The following is a 21,362-nucleotide window of genomic DNA, read 5'->3' on the forward strand; positions in this document are numbered from 1 at the left end:
TACCAAAATCCCGCAGGCCATACGGCTGTCTAGGCAGACCGTAGCAACCATCAAACAGAACCTGTTTTGGGCATTTATTTACAACCTCATTGGCATCCCCATCGCTGCCGGCATATTATACCCAATAAACGGTTTCTTACTGAATCCGATGATAGCCGGCGCGGCCATGGCCCTGAGCAGCGTAAGCGTGGTGAGCAACAGCTTACGGCTGAAATGGAAAAAAATAAACGATTCATTAACGACAATAAATTCAAACAAAATGGAAAACAACGATCAACAATTACAATTCAAAACAAACATTAACTGCGGCGGCTGTGTAGCTGCGGTAACCCCCCATCTCGACCGGTTAGACGGTATTGCACATTGGGAAGTAGCCACCGACGATAAAGACAAAGTATTGACCGTGTCAGCCACCGGGGCTTCTGCGCAACAAGTCATCGAAGCCGTACAAGAGGCAGGTTTCAACATCGAGGTAATAGAACGATAGCCTTCACAGGCTACGACGGGATAATGGAGATTTGGCCATCACGTTCCAAAACGGCATACTTGATTTGTTCCAACCGTTCAAGCCCATGGCTGAGGCGCGCTGCTTCCATGATGTCTTCTGTATCCACATGCGATTCTTTCATCCGGACAGTCAACGGCTTTCCATGATCTACTAAGATCAACGGGGTACCCTCTAACAGGCGATCAAGTTTCTTATACCGGCCTTTCAGTTTAACGAAAACAATATCCACGCCCATGAGTACCGTAATGAGCACGAGTGCATTGGTTACCGAAAAATCATTCCCCAATAGCGCTTGCTGCGTTGCCTCGCCGACGATTAGCAACAGCACAAAATCAAAAGTGGTCGTCTCCGACAAACTGCGCTTTCCCAATATGCGGAACAGCACCAGCAAAAACAAATAGACGGCAACCCCGCGGAGAATCAGTTCCATATCAGGGATAAATAAAATGTTTGATTTGAAAACGTGTTGTGTCGATCATCCATTCCCCCGTCACCGACCCCGTTTGTTGCGGGGTCAGGTAAAAATGCACAATGGCATCGGTTAGCCGATCGGCCCTGAATGTGTAGGTAACATACTCGTCAGCTAGCTGTGTCTCATACCCGTCGGGCACAATCCTTTCGACTTTGAAGTTCGCAAGGTAACGGATGGGTATGCGGAATATGAGTTGCTGCCCATGATCAAGCTGCCAGCGAACGTCCATTTCCTTCTTGCGCCGTAAAAACCTTTCGTATTGCAGCGTTATACCGGCTTTCTCAACTTTTTTAGAACTGACCACCCCATTACCGAAAAGACCGAAAGCGGTGAGTACGATAACCACCATGATAGCCAATCCACCGATTTTCTGCGCTTTCCAGTGTTCCAGTTGGCTACTCAATTTTTCATCCAACTCAAGTGAATGTTTGACCTTTCCGATACGATCGGCTTTCATAACTTCTCCTTTTATACTTCCCCTTATAACAATAAGTCGACCTTTTACAGCTATCTATACCTAAGCGGATCCCTAACGCGCTTCGGCGGCACTGGCCAACTTTGTGGGGAAAGATGTTGTACTATTTCCTAACCTACTTGTTTACTAAAGTGGATTTGGGCTAGATTTTTCTTTGCTTTTTGCACGTATTCAACGCTGGCGTAGCCTTTGCCTCATGATGTAACGACATCAACGGAGATTCACTATGCTGGCAATACCTGACTGGTTTAAGAATGCGATTGTTTATTCGCTTGACGTACGTGGCTTCAAAGACGGAAATCGAGACGGGTTGGGGGATTTGAGAGGCTTGCTCGATAAGTTCGATTATCTCGTCGAGCTCGGCGCCACTTGCATTTGGCTTTCGCCCATCTTTGGTTCCTACGGGCGCGACGATGGCTATGACGTGGTGGATTATTATGAAATTGATGCAGGATTGGGTGATTTCGATGACTTCCAGAAATTGGTGGAACGAGCCAAGGCAAACGACGTAAAATTGCTGCTTGATTTGGTAATCAACCACACCAGCGTGGACCATCCTTGGTTTAAGCGAGCTGTTGAACAGCCTAACTCATTGTACTACGATTACTATATCTGGCAGAAAGAGAAACCGGAAAACGACAAAGAAGACCTGGTATTCAAAACGGTGGAAGATAGCAATTGGGAATACCATCCCACCGTCGACGCCTATTTTTACCATACATTTTATAAGCATCAAGCGGATTTGAACATCGCCAGCCCACGTGTTCAAACTGAAATCCTCCAAACTGAAATCCTCAAAATAATCGACTTTTGGATGTCAACAGGTATAAACGGTTTCCGATTGGATGCTGTACCCCATATGCTTCGCAATAAAGGCAACACCCCCTTCGATGGCGACCCATCCGCACTACTGGATACATGGAATGAAGCCATAAAAAAATACGATAGCCAGGCCATCCTTATCGGTGAAGCTGACGTGGAGCCCGAAGAGTACCCAAGCTTTCTCAAACCGGGCAAATTGACGGGCCTTTTTAATTTCTACATTAATAATTACAGCTTTCTTTCGTTTGCCACCGAACGGGGGCAGGTACTGCTTGATGCGCTTCAGCGTCTCCCGAGGGCCGATGACAGGCAATATCTGAATTTCTTACGCAACCACGATGAACTGGATCTCGAGCAGCTCACAGAAAAAGAACGGCAAGTGGTTTTCAAACATTTTGCACCTGATCCATCCATGATTATCTATGACCGCGGAATACGCCGCCGACTCCCGCCCATGGTCGATAACAATCGCCAGCGAATTAAGCTCGCCATGAGCTTACTCTTCGCGCTGCCGGGAACACCGGTAATTCGATATGGCGAAGAAATCGGTATGGGCGACGATCTTAACCTACCGGAGCGGAGAAGTGTACGTACCGCCATGCAATGGTCGAGCAGTGAAAATGCGGGCTTCTCCGACGCCACCCCCCAGGCCATGCAGTATCCACTCATCCGGGATGGTTCTTTTTCCTACCACCACATCAACGTCGCTGGCGAGGTTGCACATCCAACTTCCTTGTGGAACGAAGTGAAAAACATGATTTCCATACGCCGTACAGAATACCACCTATTTGCAGAAGGGCAATTCGCAAGCTTAGAAACCAACAACGAGGCTCTGTTTGCCATTAGTTACGAGCTTGAGAAACGCCAACTGGTCATCGTGCACAACTTTAAGGGGACCACCGAAAATGCGGAAATAGCGTTGTCTATGCACGACCAGTTAGACGTGACCGTACATTTAGGCGGTGGCCTCATCAGCACGGCAAACAGTCAGGTAAAGGTTGTGCTGCCCGGTTACACCTATAGTTGGTTACTGTTAACGGACAAAAACTAACCACGTTATGGCACAGATAATCTATCATGCTTCTCAGGAACAGTTCGCTCCACGGGAACTATTGCGATATGTCACCCTCGCGCAGAAAGCCGGCTTTGATGCCATCCATTCATCCGAACATTTCCAACCCTGGAATGAACGACAGGGAGAAAGTGGCTATGCACTTGCGTGGCTTGGCGCGGCGATGCAGATTTGCCAGCTTCCTTTTGGCTTGGTCTGCACCCCAGGTTACCGGCATCATCCCGCTGTGTTAGCGCAGGCTATCGCAACCTTATCCCAATTGGCAGAAAACAGGCTTTGGATAGCACTCGGAAGCGGCGAAGCCATTAATGAATGCATTACCGCACAGCCTTGGCCTTCAAAACCCAGTCGGAATGAACGTTTATTGGAATGTTTCGAGATTATCCGAAAGCTGCTCGAAGGGCAAACCGTGACCCGCTATGGCCATGTGTCTGTTGAAAAAGCCCGGCTATACTCGCTTCCCGAAAACCGGCCGATGTTGCTCGGTGCAGCCATTACAGCCGAAACGGCCCGCTGGATGGGTCGTTGGGCAGAAGGCCTACTGACGGTAGGTCACACGCCCGACGAGCTCGCACAGGTAATCCGGCAATTCCGTTGCGGCGGCGGAGAGGGAAAACCCATTTTTGTAAAAGTGCAATTGTCCTATGCAAGCACTGATCCGGAAGCTTACCAAGGTGCTTATGAACAATGGCGGACAAATGTGTTAGATAGCCAATCATTGGCTAATCTCCGGAATCCCGCTGATTTCGAGTCCGCTGCCGCCTATGTCCAGCCAAGTGACCTGTATCGTGCAGTGAAAATTTCATCTGATATCCAACAACAAATCGGTTGGCTGCAAGATTATTTAGCCCTTGGAATCGATGGCCTCATTTTGCACAACGTGAATACCGAGCAGGAGCGATTCATCGAAGACTTCGGCACACACGCCGTCTCATTTTTGAAATGCTGAATAAAACGTGGACAAGCAGGCGACAAAAATCACACGTAAATAACAATGGGACGGATATCATCATCGATAAAAACAGGCCCTTCCGTACAGGCAGGCAAAAGCAGTCACTTTCGGCTTTGGGCGCCATTAAAGAATCAAGTGACGCTCCATCTCATAGCACCTGAAGAAAGCTGGCATGACATGGTGCGGGGAAGCGATGGTTACTTTGAAGTGGAACTCACCGATTGTCCTGAACATACCTTGTACTATTATAAACTCGACGATGGCGATGATATACCCGACCCGGCATCGCATGACCAACCCAAGGGCGTACATGGTCCGTCAGCACTGGTAGACCATACACGATATCCCTGGGGGGATCATGGATGGCAGAACCTACGCCCAGAAGAATTGATATGCTACGAACTGCACGTTGGCACCTTTACCGAACAGGGGACGTTTGAAGCCATCATCCCCCGGCTAAATGACTTGAAAATACTTGGCATCAACGCCATTGAACTTATGCCCATCGCCGAATTTCCCGGCAGTAGAAACTGGGGGTACGACGGTACTTTCCCATTTGCGGTTCAACATACGTATGGTGGACCTGATGGTTTAAAAAAACTTGTGGATGCATGCCACCAAATCGGAATAGCGGTTTACCTCGACGTTGTGTACAACCACCTGGGGCCGGAAGGCAATTATTTCCACCTTGTTGGCCCCTACTTCACGGATGCCTACCAAACCCCTTGGGGTGCAGCGATCAATTTCGACGGGCCATGGTCTGACGGTGTCCGTGACTACTTTGCCAGCAACGCGCTCCATTGGTTTCATCACTACCACATCGATGGCTTGCGGCTGGACGCGATCCATGCCATGGTGGACAACGGCGCCATACACATATTGCAATACATCAACGAACAGGTTGATGTGTATGTACGGGAAAGCAAGAAAAACGTCTATATGATTGCAGAAAGTGACCTCAATGCACCGCGGGTCATCCAGCATTCCGACACGGGGGGATACGGTTTCAGTGCGCAATGGCTGGACGACTTTCATCATGCATTGTTTGTGTTGTTATATCCTGAAGGCAAGAAACGATATGAAGATTTCGGCACGATGGAACAGTTGGCCAAGGCCTATACGGATGGATTCGTACACAGCGGTGATTACGTAAAGGCACGCAAAAGGAGACACGGTGCATCTTCGGCCGGGATTCCCGGCTTTAAGTTCGTTGCTTTCATCCAAAACCATGACCAAGTGGGCAACCAAAAAAACGGAAATCGATTGTCCCTTCTCGTGCCTGGTAGCCACCTCCGCATCGCCGCTGCGGCGTTACTCCTTGCGCCTTATATCCCTTTGCTGTTTATGGGTGAAGAATATGGGGAAACAAAACCATTCCTATACTTCACCAGCCACAGCGACCCGAAGCTGGTTGCCCAGATACGGGCAGGCCGGAGGCGCCAGTTCGCCGACTTTCTGGAACATGAAGAACCTCCGAATCCGCAGGCGGAGTCTTCTTACCGATCATGCATTCTCGATTGGTCCATCCGCACCGAAGGGAAACACGGCGAACTATTGGAATGGTATAAACAACTCATTGCGCTACGCCGTTCGCACGCCGCTTTACGGAACTTTGACAAACCAGCTACCCAATTCGGCATTATCGGCAACGGTGTATGGGCACTATACCGGCAGGATGAGTCCGCAAGCTCGCACCTATTAGCCCTTTTTAACCTTTCAAGCAAAGCGATCCGGTATACACTTCCTGCAAACACAACGTGGGCCTGTTTGTTAGATTCAACAGCACCCAATGTGAGGGCAGCGACAACCGCTGTCACCGGCGTTCTGCGCTTGCCCCCGGCTAGTGTAATGGTATTTGCATCTGAAAATGCAATACTCGGGCATTGGGATTTGACATAGCACATAAAGTCCTGGTATGATAACAGCAACAAACGGCCCTTGGTGGAAAACCGGCGTCATTTACCAAATCTATCCACGTTCGTTTATGGATGCGAGCGGCGACGGTATCGGCGATCTGCAAGGGATTATCGATAAAATGGATTACCTCCGGTGGCTTGGCATCCGCGCCATATGGGTTTCGCCCATATACCCTTCGCCTATGGCCGACTTTGGTTATGATATTTCAGATTACATTGCCATCGATGAGCGATTCGGGACGATGGCAGATTTCGATCAGCTTCTCCAGGAGGCCCATCGTCATGAGTTGAAGGTGATCCTCGATTTGGTACCGAATCATACCTCCGACCAACATCCCTGGTTCATTGAATCGAGAAGCTCGAAAGATTCGCCCAAGCGTGATTGGTATATATGGCATGATGGCAAGGCGGATGGCAGTCAGCCTAACAACTGGAAAAGTATGTTCGGGGGCGACGCATGGGAATGGGACGACCACACCGAACAATATTACTATCATGGTTTCCTGAAAGAACAGCCCGATTTGAATTGGTGGAACCCCGACGTACAGGAAGCGATATTTGATATCATGCGATTTTGGCTAGACAAAGGCGTGGACGGCTTCCGTGTGGATGTGATCTGGCACCTGATAAAGGATCGGCAATTGCGCGACAACCCACCGAACCCCGATTACAATGATACCCAATCAACCTATAACCAACTGTTGCCTGCATACTCTACCGACCAGCCGGAAGTACACGATATTGTACGGAAAATGAGGGCGGTGACGGATGCATATGACAACCGGCTAATCATCGGCGAAGTTTATCTACCCTTACAGAAATTGATGACTTATTATGGCGAACAACGCGATGGTGTACATATGCCATTCAACTTCCAATTGTTGGACCAGCCATGGCATGCCCAGGAAATTGCCGCAACAATCGACCAGTATGAAGGTGCGCTGCCCGCTGAAGGATGGCCAAATTGGGTACTCAGCAACCACGACAAGCCCCGTTTGGCGAGCCGCGTGGGTGAACACCAAGCCCGCGTTGCAGCGATGCTGCTGCTTACCCTTCGGGGTACGCCGACGCTCTATTACGGGGAGGAAATCGGCATGCGTGATGTAGCCATCCCCGCAGATGAGCAACAAGATCCACAAGGCCTAAATATGCCCGAAAAAGATTTGAGCAGAGATCCATGCCGTACGCCCATGCAATGGTCAAATGCCGCGCAAGCGGGCTTCTCGACGGTCAAACCGTGGCTTCGAGTAGATAAAAGGTATCCCCGCCATAATGTGCAACAAGCGCGTGAAAACCCCTTCTCGATCCTCAATTTATATCACGAACTCATCGCATTACGGAATAAGGAGCCGGCACTAAACCTTGGAACTTACATGCCGGTCCATGCGAACGACCAATACATTGCCTATCAGCGCGACTCACCCCACGGCGATAGCTTCTTTATGATGCTTAATCTCACTTCCCGCCCGTGTCGGTATCGCCAAAACCCATCGCAATTGCGCAAGGGCACGGTAGAATTATCGACATCGCCCGAATTGAAAGGAATGACGATAGGTGAGCAAATCTATCTGAGCGGCGACGAGGGGATTGTTGTCAGGTTATCGGCCGAGAAATAATAAAAAGAGCAAACCATGGACGATTCATTTCAAACCCTATTGCAAAAGGTCTGGCACTGCGCACTGATGTGTGAAAAATGTGTTAGCGTAAGTATTTCGCAACCGCACACGGAACACGTTACCCGATGCATACAACTCAGCCAAGATTGTGCGGAAATCTGTATGCTATTGGCCAAATCCATAAAGCGACAGTCTATCTTGCTGCCTGCCCTACTCGATCTTTGCGACTGGATATGTACACAGTGTGCCCGGGAGTGCAATAAACATGCATGGGATCATTGCCAGCAATGCGCCGCCGCATGTTTGTTGTGTAGCGAAGCTTGTTATTTGCTAAAGCAAAGTCAGCCAACACGGGGCAACGATTGGTCGCAATCATTTTAGCTGATATACCTGCACCGACCGTCCTGCCACTTCGATGCGGCTGCCCGCGGCCAGCCGGTTTGCCCATGTGGCCATCTGTGTCGATGTGGTGTCGATGATCTTTATCCAAAAATCACCATATCGCTTGTCTGTGGGCAACATAAAATCCAAGGGCTCATGGTAGGCATTGAAAATCAAATAAAAACTATCGCCAACAACCTTCTTTCCGCGCTCGTCTACCGAATGGATGCCCTGACCATTCAAGAACACAGCAAGCGACCGCGCGAAGTCGTGATCCCAATTCTCGTCGGGCATCTCTCTCCCATCCGGTAGGAACCAAGCAATATCTTCCGTACCCACGCCCTTTATCGGCTCGCCGGTGAACCATTTTCGTCGGCAAAATACCGGCTGGGAAAGCCGCAATCCAATCAACCGCCGCGTGTATTCCAACAAGGCACCGTCAGCCTGGTCCCAATGGAGCCATGACAACCCATTGTCTTGGCAATACGCATTGTTGTTGCCTTGCTGGGTTTTACCCAGCTCATCGCCTGCCGCCAGCATGGGCACGCCCTGTGAAAGGAGCAACGTGGTTAACAAATTACGCTTCTGTTGGGCACGCAATGTGTTGACATCCCCGTCGTCGGTAGGCCCTTCAATGCCACAATTCCAAGAGCGGTTATGGCTTTCGCCATCGTTGTTATCCTCCTGGTTCGCATCGTTATGTTTCTCGTTATACGATACCAAATCGTGCAACGTAAAACCATCATGTGCAGTAATGAAATTAATGCTCGCTGTCGGCTTTCGGTAATCATCTTGGTATAGGTCCGAACTCCCGGTAAAGCGTTCCGCAAATTCAGACAGCATGCTCTCGGCACCGCGCCAATAATCACGTACACAATCACGGTATTTACCGTTCCACTCGGCCCAGCCGGGCGGGAAATTACCTACTTGGTACCCCCCTTCTCCCAAATCCCAGGGCTCGGCAATTAATTTCACCTGTGAAATGACGGGGTCTTGTTGGATGATATCAAAAAAAGCACTTAGTCGATCAACTTCATGCAGTTCACGCGCTAAGGTAGCGGCGAGGTCGAACCGGAATCCGTCTACGTGCATCTCGGTAATCCAGTAGCGTAGGCTGTCCATGATGAGTCTGAGAACGATGGGGAGGTTTGCATTCAGCGTATTGCCGGTACCTGTATAATCCATGTAAAACCGGGGGTCTTCGGTGAGCCGGTAATAATTGGCGTTGTCGATGCCTTTAAAACTCAGGGTCGGCCCCAGGTGGTTCCCTTCGGCTGTATGGTTATATACGACGTCTAATATCACTTCGATGCCTGCTGCATGCAGTACCTTGACCATGTTTTTAAATTCATTGACCTGTTGCCCCAATACGCCCGAAGATGCATAGCGCGCTTCGGGTGCAAAAAATCCGATGGTATTGTAGCCCCAATAGTTCGCCATCCCATCGCCGTGCCGGTCGTTCACGAATTGATGTACAGGCATCAACTCGATGGCTGTAATCCCGAGGTGCTTCAAGTAATCCACCGTTTTGGGATGACCTAAACCGGCATAGGTTCCACGAAGGCCCTCAGGAATTTCCGGGTGCAGTTTCGTCAACCCCTTGACGTGGGCTTCGTAAATGACGGTTTGGCGGAAAGGAATGTCTAATTGCTTGTCGCCTTCCCAATCAAAAGCCGGATCCACAACGACAGATTTCCGCACATAAGGCGCACTATCCTTTTTGCTGAAACTCAAATCCTCGTCCGGATCGCCTACGTTATAGCCCAAATGGGCCTCGTGCGCGTCTACCACGCCCGAAATCGCTTTGGCATAAGGGTCGAGCAACAACTTATTTGGATTGTACCGTTGGCCGACCGATGGTTCGAAGGGGCCATCCATCCGATAGCCATAACATTGCCCTGGCACGAGACCCGGTACATAGCCGTGCCATACTTGGTGTGTGCGTTCGGCAATCGTTATCACCGTCTCTGCCGCATCAGGGGCTTCACCGTCAAACAAGCAAAGGCGCACCTCCACCGCATGTTCAGCGTAGATGGAAAAGTTAACCCCTTTCCCATCCCATGTCGCCCCGAGGGGGTAGGGTTTCCCTGGATAGATTTCATGTTTCATAAACAACCAACCGTGGAATGCGTGTATTTGTTTCGGAATTTACTACCGGCCGTAGCGTTGCACCCATGTGCTCAGTTGACGTTGCAGGCGCACGGTGAGTTGCGCGGGATCGAGCCGCCAGCGCCAATTACCGGCGGCGTTCGCCGGTATGTTCATGCGGGCTTCCGTTCCAAGTCCTAATGCATCTTGCAGGGGAATAATCGCTAATTTGGCCCGAGAAGCGTAGGCTATTCGGATCAACACCATGGCCGCACGCCGGGGCGTAAGCGTGCCGCCCCCCGTGTAGGCTTTTAGCCGCGCCTTGCTTGACGCCGACAACTCGTCCCGGTACCATCCGGCAACCGTGTTGTTGTCGTGCGTACCTGTAAAAACAATATCGTTGACGCCATGATGGTGGGGATCATGCAAATTTGACGCTGTATCGTCACCGAACGCAAACTGCAATACCTTCATTCCGGGTATACCCAACTCGTTACGCAACTGGTAAACACCTTCATGGATATCGCCCAAATCTTCAGCGATGAACGGTAAATTACCCACGGATTTTTCAATGGCCTGGAAAGGCGCTTTCCCCGGGCCGGGCTGCCAAACACCCTCTTTTGCGCTGTTTGCCGTATGGGGGATTTCCCAATAATCATAGAACGCCCGGAAATGGTCCAACCGCAACAGGTCATAAAACCTCAGATTTGTTGTTATCCGCCGCACCCACCAAGAAAAAAAGTCATGAGCATGACGGTCCCACCGATAAACGGGCATACCCCATGTTTGTCCGTCACTGTTAAAATAGTCGGGTGGCACACCGGCTATGCCGAGCATCATTCCCTCGCCATCCAATTTGAACAGTTCGCGGTGTGCCCATACATCTGCCGAATCGTGATGAACGTAAAAGGGGATATCGCCAATGAATCGCACCCCCGATTGCCGACCGTATCGATGGAGGCTTTGCCATTGCAAAAAAAACTGATGCTGCAGCCATTTGGTTTTTTGCAGTTCGTATCGATGGGTGCTGGCGAGCGCCTTCAAGGCCCCTTCATGCCGGTCGCGATAAACAGCCGGCCACTTATACCAGGGTTTACCACGATGGATACCTTTCAAGGTCGTGTAAAGCGCATAATCATCCAACCACCCGGCTTCACGGTCGCAAAACGCTTCGAGCCTATGGTCGCAACGCCCCGCCCATTGGCGACAATAGTTCCAGAAAGCCTTACCGAAAAGTACATTTTTCAACGCCGACGCTTTGCCATAAACCGTTTCGGACGGATGGGGAAGCTCTTGCATTTCCAAATCCTGATGGATAAGCCATCCTTGTTGGGCAAAAGCTTCCAAATCGATTAATAGGGTGTTACCGGCTATCGCCGAGTGACCACTGTAAGGTGAGTATCCTACCCGGTGGTCTGTTGGATGGTGCGGAAGCATCAGCCAATATTGTTGTCGCGCTCGCCGCAAAAAGTCGACAAATCGATAGGCCTCACGGCCCAGATCGCCTATGCCAAAGGGTCCGGGAAGGGAAAACAACGGCATCAATACGCCTGCGGCACGATCGGTCCTAGGGGTCTCCTCTGTCGCTTCCCATACGCCTATCGGAAGCGGATGAAAATGCGGATCAAGTACGAACTGACCGGTGCCCTCGCTGATATCGTTGGTAAATACATTACGCCATTGCCGGGGTGCATTGTCTGGCAGCATGATCCGGGTTGTCCCCCAGTCGATATCTCCCGGTTTACCGGATCGGCCTACACCGTGACGCCCCATGTGGAGGGGTACCACCACCAATAGCCATTGGTTGGCTAGCCGCCTGATAAACGACAAAACATGCTTGCGGTACCTCCCCGATACAGCGACCGGCAAATACAGTCCGTTCTGAAAAAGGTCGGGGTGCCGGTGGCGCAACCGTGCGAGCCACTCGGTGATGCCGTATTTCAATTGTCCCGAATAACGGTTTTCCCATAATACCCTGAGCGTTTCTGTTCCAGCCCCCATCCGGTGCAATTCCATTTGCCATACTTCCCTTGTTGCAAAATCAACCAGCTTCCGATTATCCGGGTCAACAAACGAAAAATCCCACCCCTCAGCGCCTTGGTAACTATCCGGGATGCCGGGACATGTAAACTTCAATACCACTTTGGTGAGCGAATTCAGGATGAAGAGATCTATCCATTCCGCATGTAATTTGCGAAAATGCTTTAAAAAGCGGCTCCGTGGCCGAAGCAAATTCCGGATGAAACGCACGACGGATTGCTCATGGAATTGGTTGGGTGCGGTCCAATCCGTATACCGTTTAGCTTCCCGCAGGGCTTTAATGAGGTATGCTTCCAAACGTTCCCGGTAAGGTGTAAGCGGTTCGCCAGGCATGGGGAATGTTCCCCATATCGTTTGGTAGATAAAGTATTCATCGTTTGCGTCGGGCATACCATCTGTTTTGAATGGTGCATTCCATTTCATCCACTTCGTCACCGCTGCCATCCAATCTCGTGGACATACCGTAATGACCTGCAACCGTGCACTCACATCCTCACCTCGTTTTGTATCGTGTGTGGCCGTGGCATTCAAGGTATACGGGTGATGCAGGTGGCGTTCGGCCATAAACCGATGGAAATCGGTAGCCGATCGACTGAACGCAAGGAGCGAACTGCCGACCTCATTTGCGGCGATATACCGATTGTAAGTATACAGCAATGTATCTTCCAATCCTTTCGCCATCAATGCCCCGGTAAGTTGCATACACCGTTGATAAAGCGCTTCGACATGTCTTGGTTGCCGCTTAGCATCGGCTTCAGCCGTGGGCACGAACAGCCCTTCCAGGAGTGCCAGTTCCTTGCGCAGATATGGATGGTCGATGGCCGCGCATTCGAGCGTTTTTTTTATCGCCACTCCTTCCGCATCGGTAAGCGGGAAGGAATGCCCATACCACCGATACACGGGACAATGGACAATAAACTGCACCAAAGCCAACTTAAGTGACTGGAAGCAAACATCTTTAGGCCGTCTGGCATTCGTTAGTACCCTTTCATACAAAAATCGGGAAAGGTTATCCAATTCGCCCTGCATGGCACCCATCAATTGGCTCTCCTTCGTGTGCCAAAGCAAAGAAGTAATAGGTTGTACCTGACCGGTAATTTTAGCGTAAAAGCGGGAAAGGCGCACTTCATTGCTTCCATCTGTCAAAACCGCATTGGCCATGGCAAGGAAATCATACCCGGATGTTCCTTGGATCGGCCATTGGCCTGGAAGGTGTTCATTAGGCTGGAGGATTTTTTCGACCACAATGAAAACATGTTTGCCGACCAGCCGGCGTAACCGGAGCAGATAACCTGTCGGATCGGTAAGACCGTCTATGTGATCGATGCGCAGGCCGGTGAACACCCCGCTTTTAACCAGTTGGGCAATGAACCGATGGGTCTTTTCGAAAACGTCGTCATCCCGTACGTTTAGGGCTATAAGGTTATTGACCGTGAAAAATCGGCGATAATTTATGCGGTGACATGTTTCCTTCCAACTGCAGGGCTCATAATGTTGGAGCGCTACAACGTCGTGTATTATCGCGGGTTGATCCAACGGTTCGCCTTTATCCAGTAAGGCACGGATAACCGCTTGTCCAGCCGGATTCACCGGCCATACGTTACCTCCAAATGCTAGCCCGAATTGCTGATCCACCGTATGGACCGTCAGTTGACCGGCTTGGATTGCCTCATCGAGGGGAGCATCGAGGAAAGGCACCATTAGGCGGCCCGAAAAATAGGCGGGTGAGGCAAACGGTGTATCAAAAAAATGGCTGTAAGCCGAGTCCGACCCGTTTTCCAATACATCACGTAGCCACGGATTCTCGGGGTGGAACGCCATATGATTGGGCACGATATCCTGTATCCATCCAATTCCGACCTCGGCAAGTTTGGCGGCTACCCGCTTCAATTGTTGGATGGTTCCGATATCGGGGTTAATGCGGGTGGGGTCGGTCTGGTCGTAACCATGGTTGCTTCCAGGCAAGGCGCGGAAAATGGGTGATGCGTAAATGGCGTCGACTCCCAAACGAGCGAAATATGGAATCAGCTTTTCCAGATCGCGAAGCTTAAAGTCCTTATTGAACTGTACCCGATATGTCATAGTTGGAAATTGCTCCATCAGTTAGGAGGATTAACCAACTCCATGCGTAATTGTTCGGATTTATGTTTTTTTAAAAGCCCACCCGTATGGCGAAACAAAAGCCTCCAATCGTTTGTTGGCTCACCATATAGGATTAATATGAGAACGCTAGATAAGCATCAGCTCGAACAGATGGGATTTAATCCGCCGGAAGGTCCGTGCATTTCCCATGGACGATTGCTTCGGTTTTTTATCTTTCGAGATAGGCCATGGTTGGGTGTGGAAGAATACCTATCCGGTGGCACAAGCCCAGATGAACCGACCGAAAGTGAAATTTATGCCGTCAATTACGGCACCCATAAAATGGAGGCTATCCAGTCATTGGAAGACATCCAGTTTTTCTTATATCGAAATTACTGATTTGGCAACCTATAGGTTGATAGCTTGCATTTTCACTTCCAGCATATGAAAGGGATGCGGATTGCCTTGCTGTGTGAGTAAAGGCAGCGATACGTTCCAGACCTTGATCCCGTCTGGGGTTTCCGCGGCAAATTGCCCCTTGTGCGCATGCCCGTGGAATACGGCAAGAATGTCGTCGCCATTGCGTTGAATAGGCTCCAGTAGCCGCGATGAGCCCAAAAATGGGTAGATTTCCAAGGGTTCTCCTATTACGGTGTCGGCGATGGGGGCATAATGCAATATAACAATTTTCCGGACTCCACCGCCATGCTGTCCCAACCGTGCCAACGCCCGTTCCAGTTTCAACGCCTCGTCTACCGCTTCCTGAACAAACCGCTTTATCATTTCCTCACCGAACTTGGAGAGCATCGCTGAACCGAAGCCGCCTCCAAACCCTTTTACGCCCGCAAATCCAATCCCTTGGATAACGACAGATTCGCCGTCGAGTATCTGAATACCAGATTGGGTCAACGTCTCTTTAATGAGCTTTTGGCGCCCCTTTTCAAAATCATGGTTGCCCAGCACCCCCACCATCGGTATGTTACATCCCTTGAGTTCTTCTACCAATAATGCGGCTTCGTCTTCGTCGCCAGTATCGGTTAGATCGCCGGCCAGCACCATGATGTCAGCAGATTGGCAAATGATCGTAAAATATTCCTTCCACTTCCCTCGGTCGGCTTCCCGGACATGCAAATCACCTACCGCTGCAATTCTGATTGTTCTTTGACTTTCTTCCATCAGTACATGTTTAGACGGTCTTCATCGTATATGACTTGTAGTTCCATTCCTTTACATCGACCTCATATTGGGTTTGGTCGATAAGGGGGCCACGGCACACTTTTTCCACAGAAGGGGGCAATTCATATTGTTCCTTTGCCCGCTTCATCAAATCATGAAACACCCAATCGGGAATGATGGCGCGGTAATCGGACGGATAGACAAACTGAAAAATGAGCAATTGCGCCAACAGTAAATGCCAGTGTGCATCCAGCCTACCGAGAAGCCGTTGCCAATCCAACCGCTGCCCTGTCTTTAAAAGGAGATGGTTGATGTCGGCGCTATCGTTCCGCTCGCGGTTCTGAACATATATTTTGCACCATATCAATTCCTCGGGAGCCAGAAACATCACGGGCAAACCAAGGAAATCGCCCTCTTCCGCATGAAAAAACCACACCTCATCCACATTGCAGATACCATTAACGGTATCGAAAATGATATCTATGAAATAATCGTCTTTAAACACCTTGGCCAACCACCGGGAATCGGTCAGCTCAACCCGATATCCGTCATTTGCAAAGCATTTAAGCAGGTGCGTGTAATCCTTTGGCTGACAGAAAACATCCAGGTCTTTCGTATCCCGTTGTATGCCCGTATGGAAAGACAAGGCAAACCCACCACCAATCATAAAATCGCACTCGCCTTTAAGCAATACCGACACGGCGTCTTGATAGACCGAAGTTGGGTTATTGAGACTCATTACCAACGCGAAATTTCACCAAATCATTCCTTCATGCGAGGGGTTGATTCGCCCGGGGTACCATTTGGGAACCACATTGTCCACACGGTGCTTCTCGCCGGCATCGCGTTTCGGCCGGCGCTTCGCCAGATTGATCTTTTTCGCTTCTTCCGCTACCGCCACATCGGGCGGGTTAACGGACTTGATTTTTTTCTCAAACATACATTTTTATTTTTTTTAATATCACCATCTCATTTCTCACACATCCCATCACACCCAATAAGCTGGCTTTTCCATAAGCCCCTACGGAGATGACAGTTGAACCGCGAAATTGTTGGTGTTCATTACCCGATCGTCGTTCCACTCGGTAAAACTGCCCATTTCTTTACCACTACAATACCGTCCACGATTCCGTAGGTTCCAAAATCTCCATTTTCGAGATGCGCCCCACCTATAATACGGACGTTATCCCCTATTGCACAGTTTTTATCTAAAATGGCCCGCTCGATGTGGCAATTTTCGCCGATGCCTATAAACGGCAAACCTTGATCGGCCAAGTGCTCCATTTCCGTAAGTGTTTGGTAACCGTCGGCTCCCATCATATACGTATCATGTATCGTTACACCGGTACCGATACGTGACCGGATGCCGATGACCGAACGCACGATCTGCTCAGCCGCGATCATGCAGCCATCTGCAATAATGGCATTGCGCAGATATGTTCCACCGATTTTAGACGGCGGCAAGTGACGGGCGCGGGTGTAAACCCCATTTTTATTGAACAGGTCAAACTGGGGTAGGTCATCTGTCAATCCAATATTTGCTTCGAAAAACGATGAAATATTTCCAATATCGGTCCAATAGCCATCGTAAAGGAAGCTATTGACATGGTGTTTCAGAATGGCTTTCGGAATCAATTCTTTCCCAAAGTCCGCACAGGGTTCAGTTAGCAACTGTGCCAAGGTTTCTCTATTAAACAAGTAAATCCCCATAGAGGCCAAGTAGTACCTCCCTTCCTTACGTAAGTTATCTGCCACATCGGACACCCATCCGGCGAGTGCTTCCGCTGGAGGTTTTTCGATAAACGACGTTATCTTACCGGCCTTATCGGCTCGGAGAATCCCAAAAGAACTTGCATCTGTGGCAGCCACGGGAATCGTTGCCACGGTCACCTGCGCATGCGAATGGCGATGGCTTTCAATCATTTCCCCGAGATCCATTTGATACAATTGGTCGCCAGACAACACCAAAACATATTCGAATTCGAGGTGCGCGAGGTACCGATGGAGGTGTCTAACCGCGTCGGCATTTCCCGAGAACCATTCCCTCCCATCGTTGGTTTGCTCGGCAGCTAGGATTTCGACAAATGCATTATTAAACGATGGGAAATTGTATGTATTTTTAATGTGTGAATTGAGCGACGCGGAATTGTGCTGCGTAAGGACAAATATCCGGTCTAGCCCCGAATTGAGGCAGTTTGATATGGGTATGTCTACCAAGCGGTATTTCCCCGCTAAGGGAACCGCCGGCTTCGAGCGGTTTTCGGTCAGCGGATGAAGGCGCGTGCCTTTTCCTCCACCTAATACCACAGAGATGACTTCGTTTGCCATGATGTGACACATTAAAATGAAACTGGAGCAATGATCGATGACTATTACGCTCCGAGTTACTCATTGACAAACGTCGGTGATATTTGTTTGGCCAATGCTTCGCACAGGTCAGCAGCCCGTGATGATTTCAACGACACGGGGCCGAATGGCCATCGCGATGCTTTCTCCTTTTTTGAGGGCAATCAATTCGTCGTCCACATGAATTATTTGGTTATCGCCATCAATAATCACCTCGCGGGTGGCATTCACGATTTGCCACGGAACAGCCGGGCTCATATCCGACACGCTTTGCCGCAACGAACGCAGATAAGTAGAAAACACCTCCCTATCGCTATCTTTCAATAAAACCACTTCGAATTTCCCATCTGTAGGATCGGCATATGGCGCTAGTACAAGGTTGGGACCGATGGACCGGGTATTCAAAACCTCCACCAATAGGTAGTTATTTTCATATACCCGTCCGTCGATCATCACTGTTGCCCGTGTAGCTGGGTAATTTTTTACAATTTCAAGCAGTTTCAGCAAGGCCAAGTCCAACGCGGTTCCGGTTGTTACATTCCCTACGTCAGCACCTGTCATTTTTTTGATGAGTTCGGGAATAAGCCCGTATCCTAAGCCTTCTATAAAAAACCGCATGTCCGTCAGCCCGTCGTTCATGACCCCGACGTCAACTTGTTTCGATTCCCCTTGCATTAGGCAACGTTCAAACGCGTCCAAATCGGGCGAAATCCCCAAAGATTTTGCAAAATTGTTTGCTGTGCCACTGGGTATTAACGCAACTGTCGTCGGCTTGTCGAGTATGCTCCGGTACAATAATTTTTTAAAGACCTCTCGTACCGTTCCATCGCCGCCCGCTATGACCACCAAATCGGTTTCGTTCTTGAAATGTTGCCACCCTTTTTCCCTTATCGAGGTGTATTCACACCTATGGCCCAGCGATTCGACCCGCCTAATCAATTCTTCTTTGATATGATCTTGATCTCCTGCTTCCGGATTGTGTACGATATAAACGTTCAAGGTTCTTTTCATTCGCGCCGATTTTATATCCAACCAAACAAAAAATCATCGGTCCTTGTTTTATCGGTATGAACGATGTGGTCCGCTCCATGAGCTGTTAAAACGAACCTTCATGAGAATATTAATCACGAACGACGATGGCATTTATAGTCCCGGCATTAATGCACTAGCCACCATCGCTTTAAAATTCGGTGAGGTGATCGTCGTGGCGCCCGATGTCGAGCAGTCATCAATGGGTCATGCGGTGACCCATTCACGTCCGCTTTCCTATAAAAAATCACCCATCCAGTTCCAGGAAGGGATAGAAGCTTACCGTGTAAATGGAACTCCGGCCGACTGTGTAGCATTGGGGACCCACCTTAGGAACAATATCCAAGTGGTGCTTTCCGGCATCAACATGGGGCCTAATCTGGGGAACTCGATGTGGCATTCCGGAACGTTGGCTGCGGCAAAACAGGCGGTCCTTTTCGGCAAAAAAGGAATTGCATTCAGTACACCCGTAGGAAAGAGTGAGCCTGCATTTGATTTATTAGCCCCATACGTTGAGGAAACCCTTACACTGTTACTAGAGAATCCTGATGAGGTTGCATTATACAATGTAAATTTCCCGGCTCGACCCACAGGTATACGCTGGACCCGCCAATCGGTTAGATTCTATGATGGTAAAATTATACCGGGACAGGATCCGATGGGAAGAAAACACTATTGGTTTACGGTCATCCCATTGGATCCCGCAGAAACCGGGACCGACCGATGGGCGGTGGAAAATGATTTTGTCTCTATCACCCCGCTGCGTCTTGATCTTACCGACGAAAACATGCTACAAATACAATTGGATGGCGATGAACAGTTTGCGGAAAACGATGGATAACACACAGAAAATGTACCTAAATCCTATCACCACGATACTTACTAAAGAGCACAATAACATATGGCAAAAACGATACTCATCATTGACGACGACGAAGACATTCTGGAGATGTTGGACATCGTGTTTCAGGACTCCGGTTATGAGGTCATCCTTTCGAAGGTCAGCCTTGAAGCCGACTTCATCACCGTGCTACATCCAGACATTGTACTTCTGGATGTGCGCATCGTCGGTTCGCCCAAAACAGGGGTCGATATATGCAAGGAATTGAAAACCAATGCACATACAAAACATGTCCCGGTTATCCTTTTTTCCGCAGAGCACGATCTACATACCATCGCAGCCGCCTGTGAGGCGGACAGTTACATCGCCAAACCCTTTGGAATAGATAACTTACTGGCACACGTTCGAAAGCAACTCTCATAAACCAATACGATATGCCAATGGATATTGAACTCGACGCCGATCAACTGCGTAATTTTTTTATCGCCCATCTCACGAAGATCTACACCGCCAAAACACATTTGGTATCCAGCCTCCATACGCTGGAGGAAGAAGCCCATTTTGCCGACCTGAAAAAGGGCATCCGAGAAACGATAAATGATGTACAGAAGCAACAGGGACGTATGCGGCAGATTTACGACCGTTTGGGCGCGGAGGTTTCGGAAAAAAGCTCCAGCGGCATGCTTGGCCTTATCAAAGATTCTTTTGAAGAAATTAGACAACGCAGCGGACAGCCTGTATTGCGCGACCTGGCCATGCTCTTTTACCTGCATAATATAGAAAGCATCGAAATGGCTTCCTTTCAACTGCTACAGATGATTGCGGTAAAGATGAAAGATGAAGAAATAACACGCCTGGTGCGTGAAAATTACGAGGACGCCAAAACCGATCGCACCCTGTTACTCCTCATTACGACGAAATACCTTGCGGCGTCATCGACATAAATAAACCGTACGCAAGAAAACCCAGGCCCCATTTAAGGAATGTTGGTCAAAACATATGGGTATATACGGGTGTTAGCCTCTATATATGAGCAAGTGCTCATTTCTAACGATTACGACATGAAAGACTTAAAACCGGTAGACAAGGCCAACAAGAAGACAAGGCCACGTATGGACAAAAAAAAGGATCGTGCGGAGCGCGAACGTAAAATAGATGAGCAAATCGAACAAAGCTTTCCGGCTAGCGATCCTCCTTCGTATTCCCAGCCGGGCAACGACAGTATCGAAAAAAAGTAGCTGTTTTGGCAGTGGATATAACAAAAGGGGGCCGGACTATCCTCGGCCCATAAAGAAAAGAATAGGAGAAAATATCATGGCAAAAGATCACGGCAAACAAATTAAGGACGACGAGAAATATGAGGCGCTACGCGACGAGGGAATGAGCAAAGAAAAAGCCGCCCGCATCGCCAACACCCCTAATGCCAGCGAAAAGGGCGGGAAGGCTAGCAAATTAGAGGAGCGCACAAAAGAGGAATTGACGAAAGAGGCCAAAAAAATCGGCATCGATGGGTATTCGAAGTTGAACAAAAAACAGTTAATTGAAA

At 49.4% G+C, this 21,362-nt stretch carries 20 protein-coding genes; 11 read left to right on the top strand and 9 right to left on the bottom strand.

The genetic code is table 11. The features are described from left to right. On the top strand, positions 1 to 487 hold a 487-nt coding region (locus ACO1NT_RS09885; protein ID WP_449048462.1), incomplete at its 5' end, for a metal-transporting ATPase. Between the two features lie 10 nt (positions 488 to 497). On the opposite strand, the gene ACO1NT_RS09890 is transcribed toward ACO1NT_RS09885, so the two are convergent. Beyond that, positions 498 to 938, bottom strand: a complete 441-nt coding sequence (locus tag ACO1NT_RS09890; RefSeq protein WP_449048463.1) for a DUF421 domain-containing protein — start codon at positions 936 to 938, stop codon at positions 498 to 500. A 1-nt stretch (position 939) separates the two neighbouring features. Continuing rightward, positions 940 to 1,437 (bottom strand): hypothetical protein, encoded by a 498-nt coding sequence (locus ACO1NT_RS09895; RefSeq protein WP_449048464.1) that lies wholly within the window; start codon positions 1,435 to 1,437, stop codon positions 940 to 942. A gap of 244 nt (positions 1,438 to 1,681) precedes the next feature. On the opposite strand from ACO1NT_RS09895, the gene ACO1NT_RS09900 reads away from it, so the two are divergent. Genes ACO1NT_RS09900 through ACO1NT_RS09915 form a run of 4 tightly spaced genes read left to right on the top strand, consistent with a single transcriptional unit; the run spans position 1,682 to position 7,833 of the window. After that, positions 1,682 to 3,328: an alpha-amylase family glycosyl hydrolase gene (locus tag ACO1NT_RS09900; protein ID WP_449048465.1), complete on the top strand. Its 1,647-nt coding sequence runs from the start codon at positions 1,682 to 1,684 to the stop codon at positions 3,326 to 3,328. A gap of 7 nt (positions 3,329 to 3,335) precedes the next feature. Then, positions 3,336 to 4,298 (top strand): TIGR03885 family FMN-dependent LLM class oxidoreductase, encoded by a 963-nt coding sequence (locus tag ACO1NT_RS09905; RefSeq protein WP_449048466.1) that lies wholly within the window; start codon positions 3,336 to 3,338, stop codon positions 4,296 to 4,298. A gap of 45 nt (positions 4,299 to 4,343) precedes the next feature. Beyond that, positions 4,344 to 6,200, top strand: coding sequence for a malto-oligosyltrehalose trehalohydrolase (gene treZ, locus ACO1NT_RS09910; protein ID WP_449048467.1), 1,857 nt, complete (start codon positions 4,344 to 4,346; stop codon positions 6,198 to 6,200). Positions 6,201 to 6,216: 16 nt separating this feature from the next. Continuing rightward, a complete protein-coding gene (locus ACO1NT_RS09915) occupies positions 6,217 to 7,833 on the top strand; it encodes an alpha-amylase family glycosyl hydrolase (RefSeq protein WP_449048468.1) in 1,617 nt (538 codons plus the stop codon). A gap of 372 nt (positions 7,834 to 8,205) precedes the next feature. Here the strand turns inward: ACO1NT_RS09915 and glgX are convergent, their stop codons facing one another. Then, on the bottom strand, positions 8,206 to 10,323 hold the full coding sequence (gene glgX, locus ACO1NT_RS09920) for a glycogen debranching protein GlgX (RefSeq protein ID WP_449048469.1): 2,118 nt from the start codon (positions 10,321 to 10,323) through the stop codon (positions 8,206 to 8,208). 42 nt (positions 10,324 to 10,365) lie between these two features. Continuing rightward, a complete protein-coding gene (gene treY / locus ACO1NT_RS09925; RefSeq protein ID WP_449048470.1) occupies positions 10,366 to 14,424 on the bottom strand; it encodes a malto-oligosyltrehalose synthase in 4,059 nt (1,352 codons plus the stop codon). 138 nt (positions 14,425 to 14,562) lie between these two features. Here treY and ACO1NT_RS09930 point away from each other — a divergent pair, with 138 nt between their 5' ends. Continuing rightward, positions 14,563 to 14,823 (top strand): hypothetical protein, encoded by a 261-nt coding sequence (locus ACO1NT_RS09930; protein ID WP_449048471.1) that lies wholly within the window; start codon positions 14,563 to 14,565, stop codon positions 14,821 to 14,823. A 9-nt stretch (positions 14,824 to 14,832) separates the two neighbouring features. Here the strand turns inward: ACO1NT_RS09930 and ACO1NT_RS09935 are convergent, their stop codons facing one another. From ACO1NT_RS09935 to ACO1NT_RS09955, 5 genes are all read right to left on the bottom strand, one after another. Further along, the gene (locus tag ACO1NT_RS09935) at positions 14,833 to 15,600 is read right to left on the bottom strand and encodes a metallophosphoesterase family protein (protein WP_449048472.1); all 768 of its coding nucleotides are present in this window, start codon (positions 15,598 to 15,600) and stop codon (positions 14,833 to 14,835) included. A gap of 10 nt (positions 15,601 to 15,610) precedes the next feature. Continuing rightward, positions 15,611 to 16,339, bottom strand: coding sequence for a nucleotidyltransferase (locus tag ACO1NT_RS09940; protein ID WP_449048473.1), 729 nt, complete (start codon positions 16,337 to 16,339; stop codon positions 15,611 to 15,613). Between the two features lie 15 nt (positions 16,340 to 16,354). After that, a complete protein-coding gene (locus ACO1NT_RS09945) occupies positions 16,355 to 16,540 on the bottom strand; it encodes a hypothetical protein (RefSeq protein WP_449048474.1) in 186 nt (61 codons plus the stop codon). A gap of 122 nt (positions 16,541 to 16,662) precedes the next feature. Beyond that, positions 16,663 to 17,928, bottom strand: coding sequence for a glucose-1-phosphate adenylyltransferase (locus ACO1NT_RS09950; protein WP_449048475.1), 1,266 nt, complete (start codon positions 17,926 to 17,928; stop codon positions 16,663 to 16,665). A gap of 108 nt (positions 17,929 to 18,036) precedes the next feature. Continuing rightward, positions 18,037 to 18,957, bottom strand: a complete 921-nt coding sequence (locus ACO1NT_RS09955) for a diacylglycerol/lipid kinase family protein (RefSeq protein WP_449048476.1) — start codon at positions 18,955 to 18,957, stop codon at positions 18,037 to 18,039. A gap of 100 nt (positions 18,958 to 19,057) precedes the next feature. Between ACO1NT_RS09955 and surE the strand changes: the two genes are divergently transcribed. The 5 genes from surE to ACO1NT_RS09980 form a co-directional block, all read left to right on the top strand. Continuing rightward, positions 19,058 to 19,816: a 5'/3'-nucleotidase SurE gene (surE, locus tag ACO1NT_RS09960; RefSeq protein ID WP_449048477.1), complete on the top strand. Its 759-nt coding sequence runs from the start codon at positions 19,058 to 19,060 to the stop codon at positions 19,814 to 19,816. Positions 19,817 to 19,876: 60 nt separating this feature from the next. Beyond that, positions 19,877 to 20,239, top strand: coding sequence for a response regulator (locus tag ACO1NT_RS09965; protein ID WP_449048478.1), 363 nt, complete (start codon positions 19,877 to 19,879; stop codon positions 20,237 to 20,239). Positions 20,240 to 20,256: 17 nt separating this feature from the next. After that, on the top strand, positions 20,257 to 20,760 hold the full coding sequence (locus ACO1NT_RS09970) for a DUF892 family protein (protein WP_449048479.1): 504 nt from the start codon (positions 20,257 to 20,259) through the stop codon (positions 20,758 to 20,760). 117 nt (positions 20,761 to 20,877) lie between these two features. Beyond that, a complete protein-coding gene (locus tag ACO1NT_RS09975; protein WP_449048480.1) occupies positions 20,878 to 21,054 on the top strand; it encodes a hypothetical protein in 177 nt (58 codons plus the stop codon). A 76-nt stretch (positions 21,055 to 21,130) separates the two neighbouring features. Further along, the coding region (locus ACO1NT_RS09980) for a DUF7218 family protein (protein ID WP_449048481.1) at positions 21,131 to 21,362 on the top strand (232 nt) is incomplete at its 3' end.

The sequence above is a fragment of the Parapedobacter sp. genome (genome assembly GCF_053550995.1).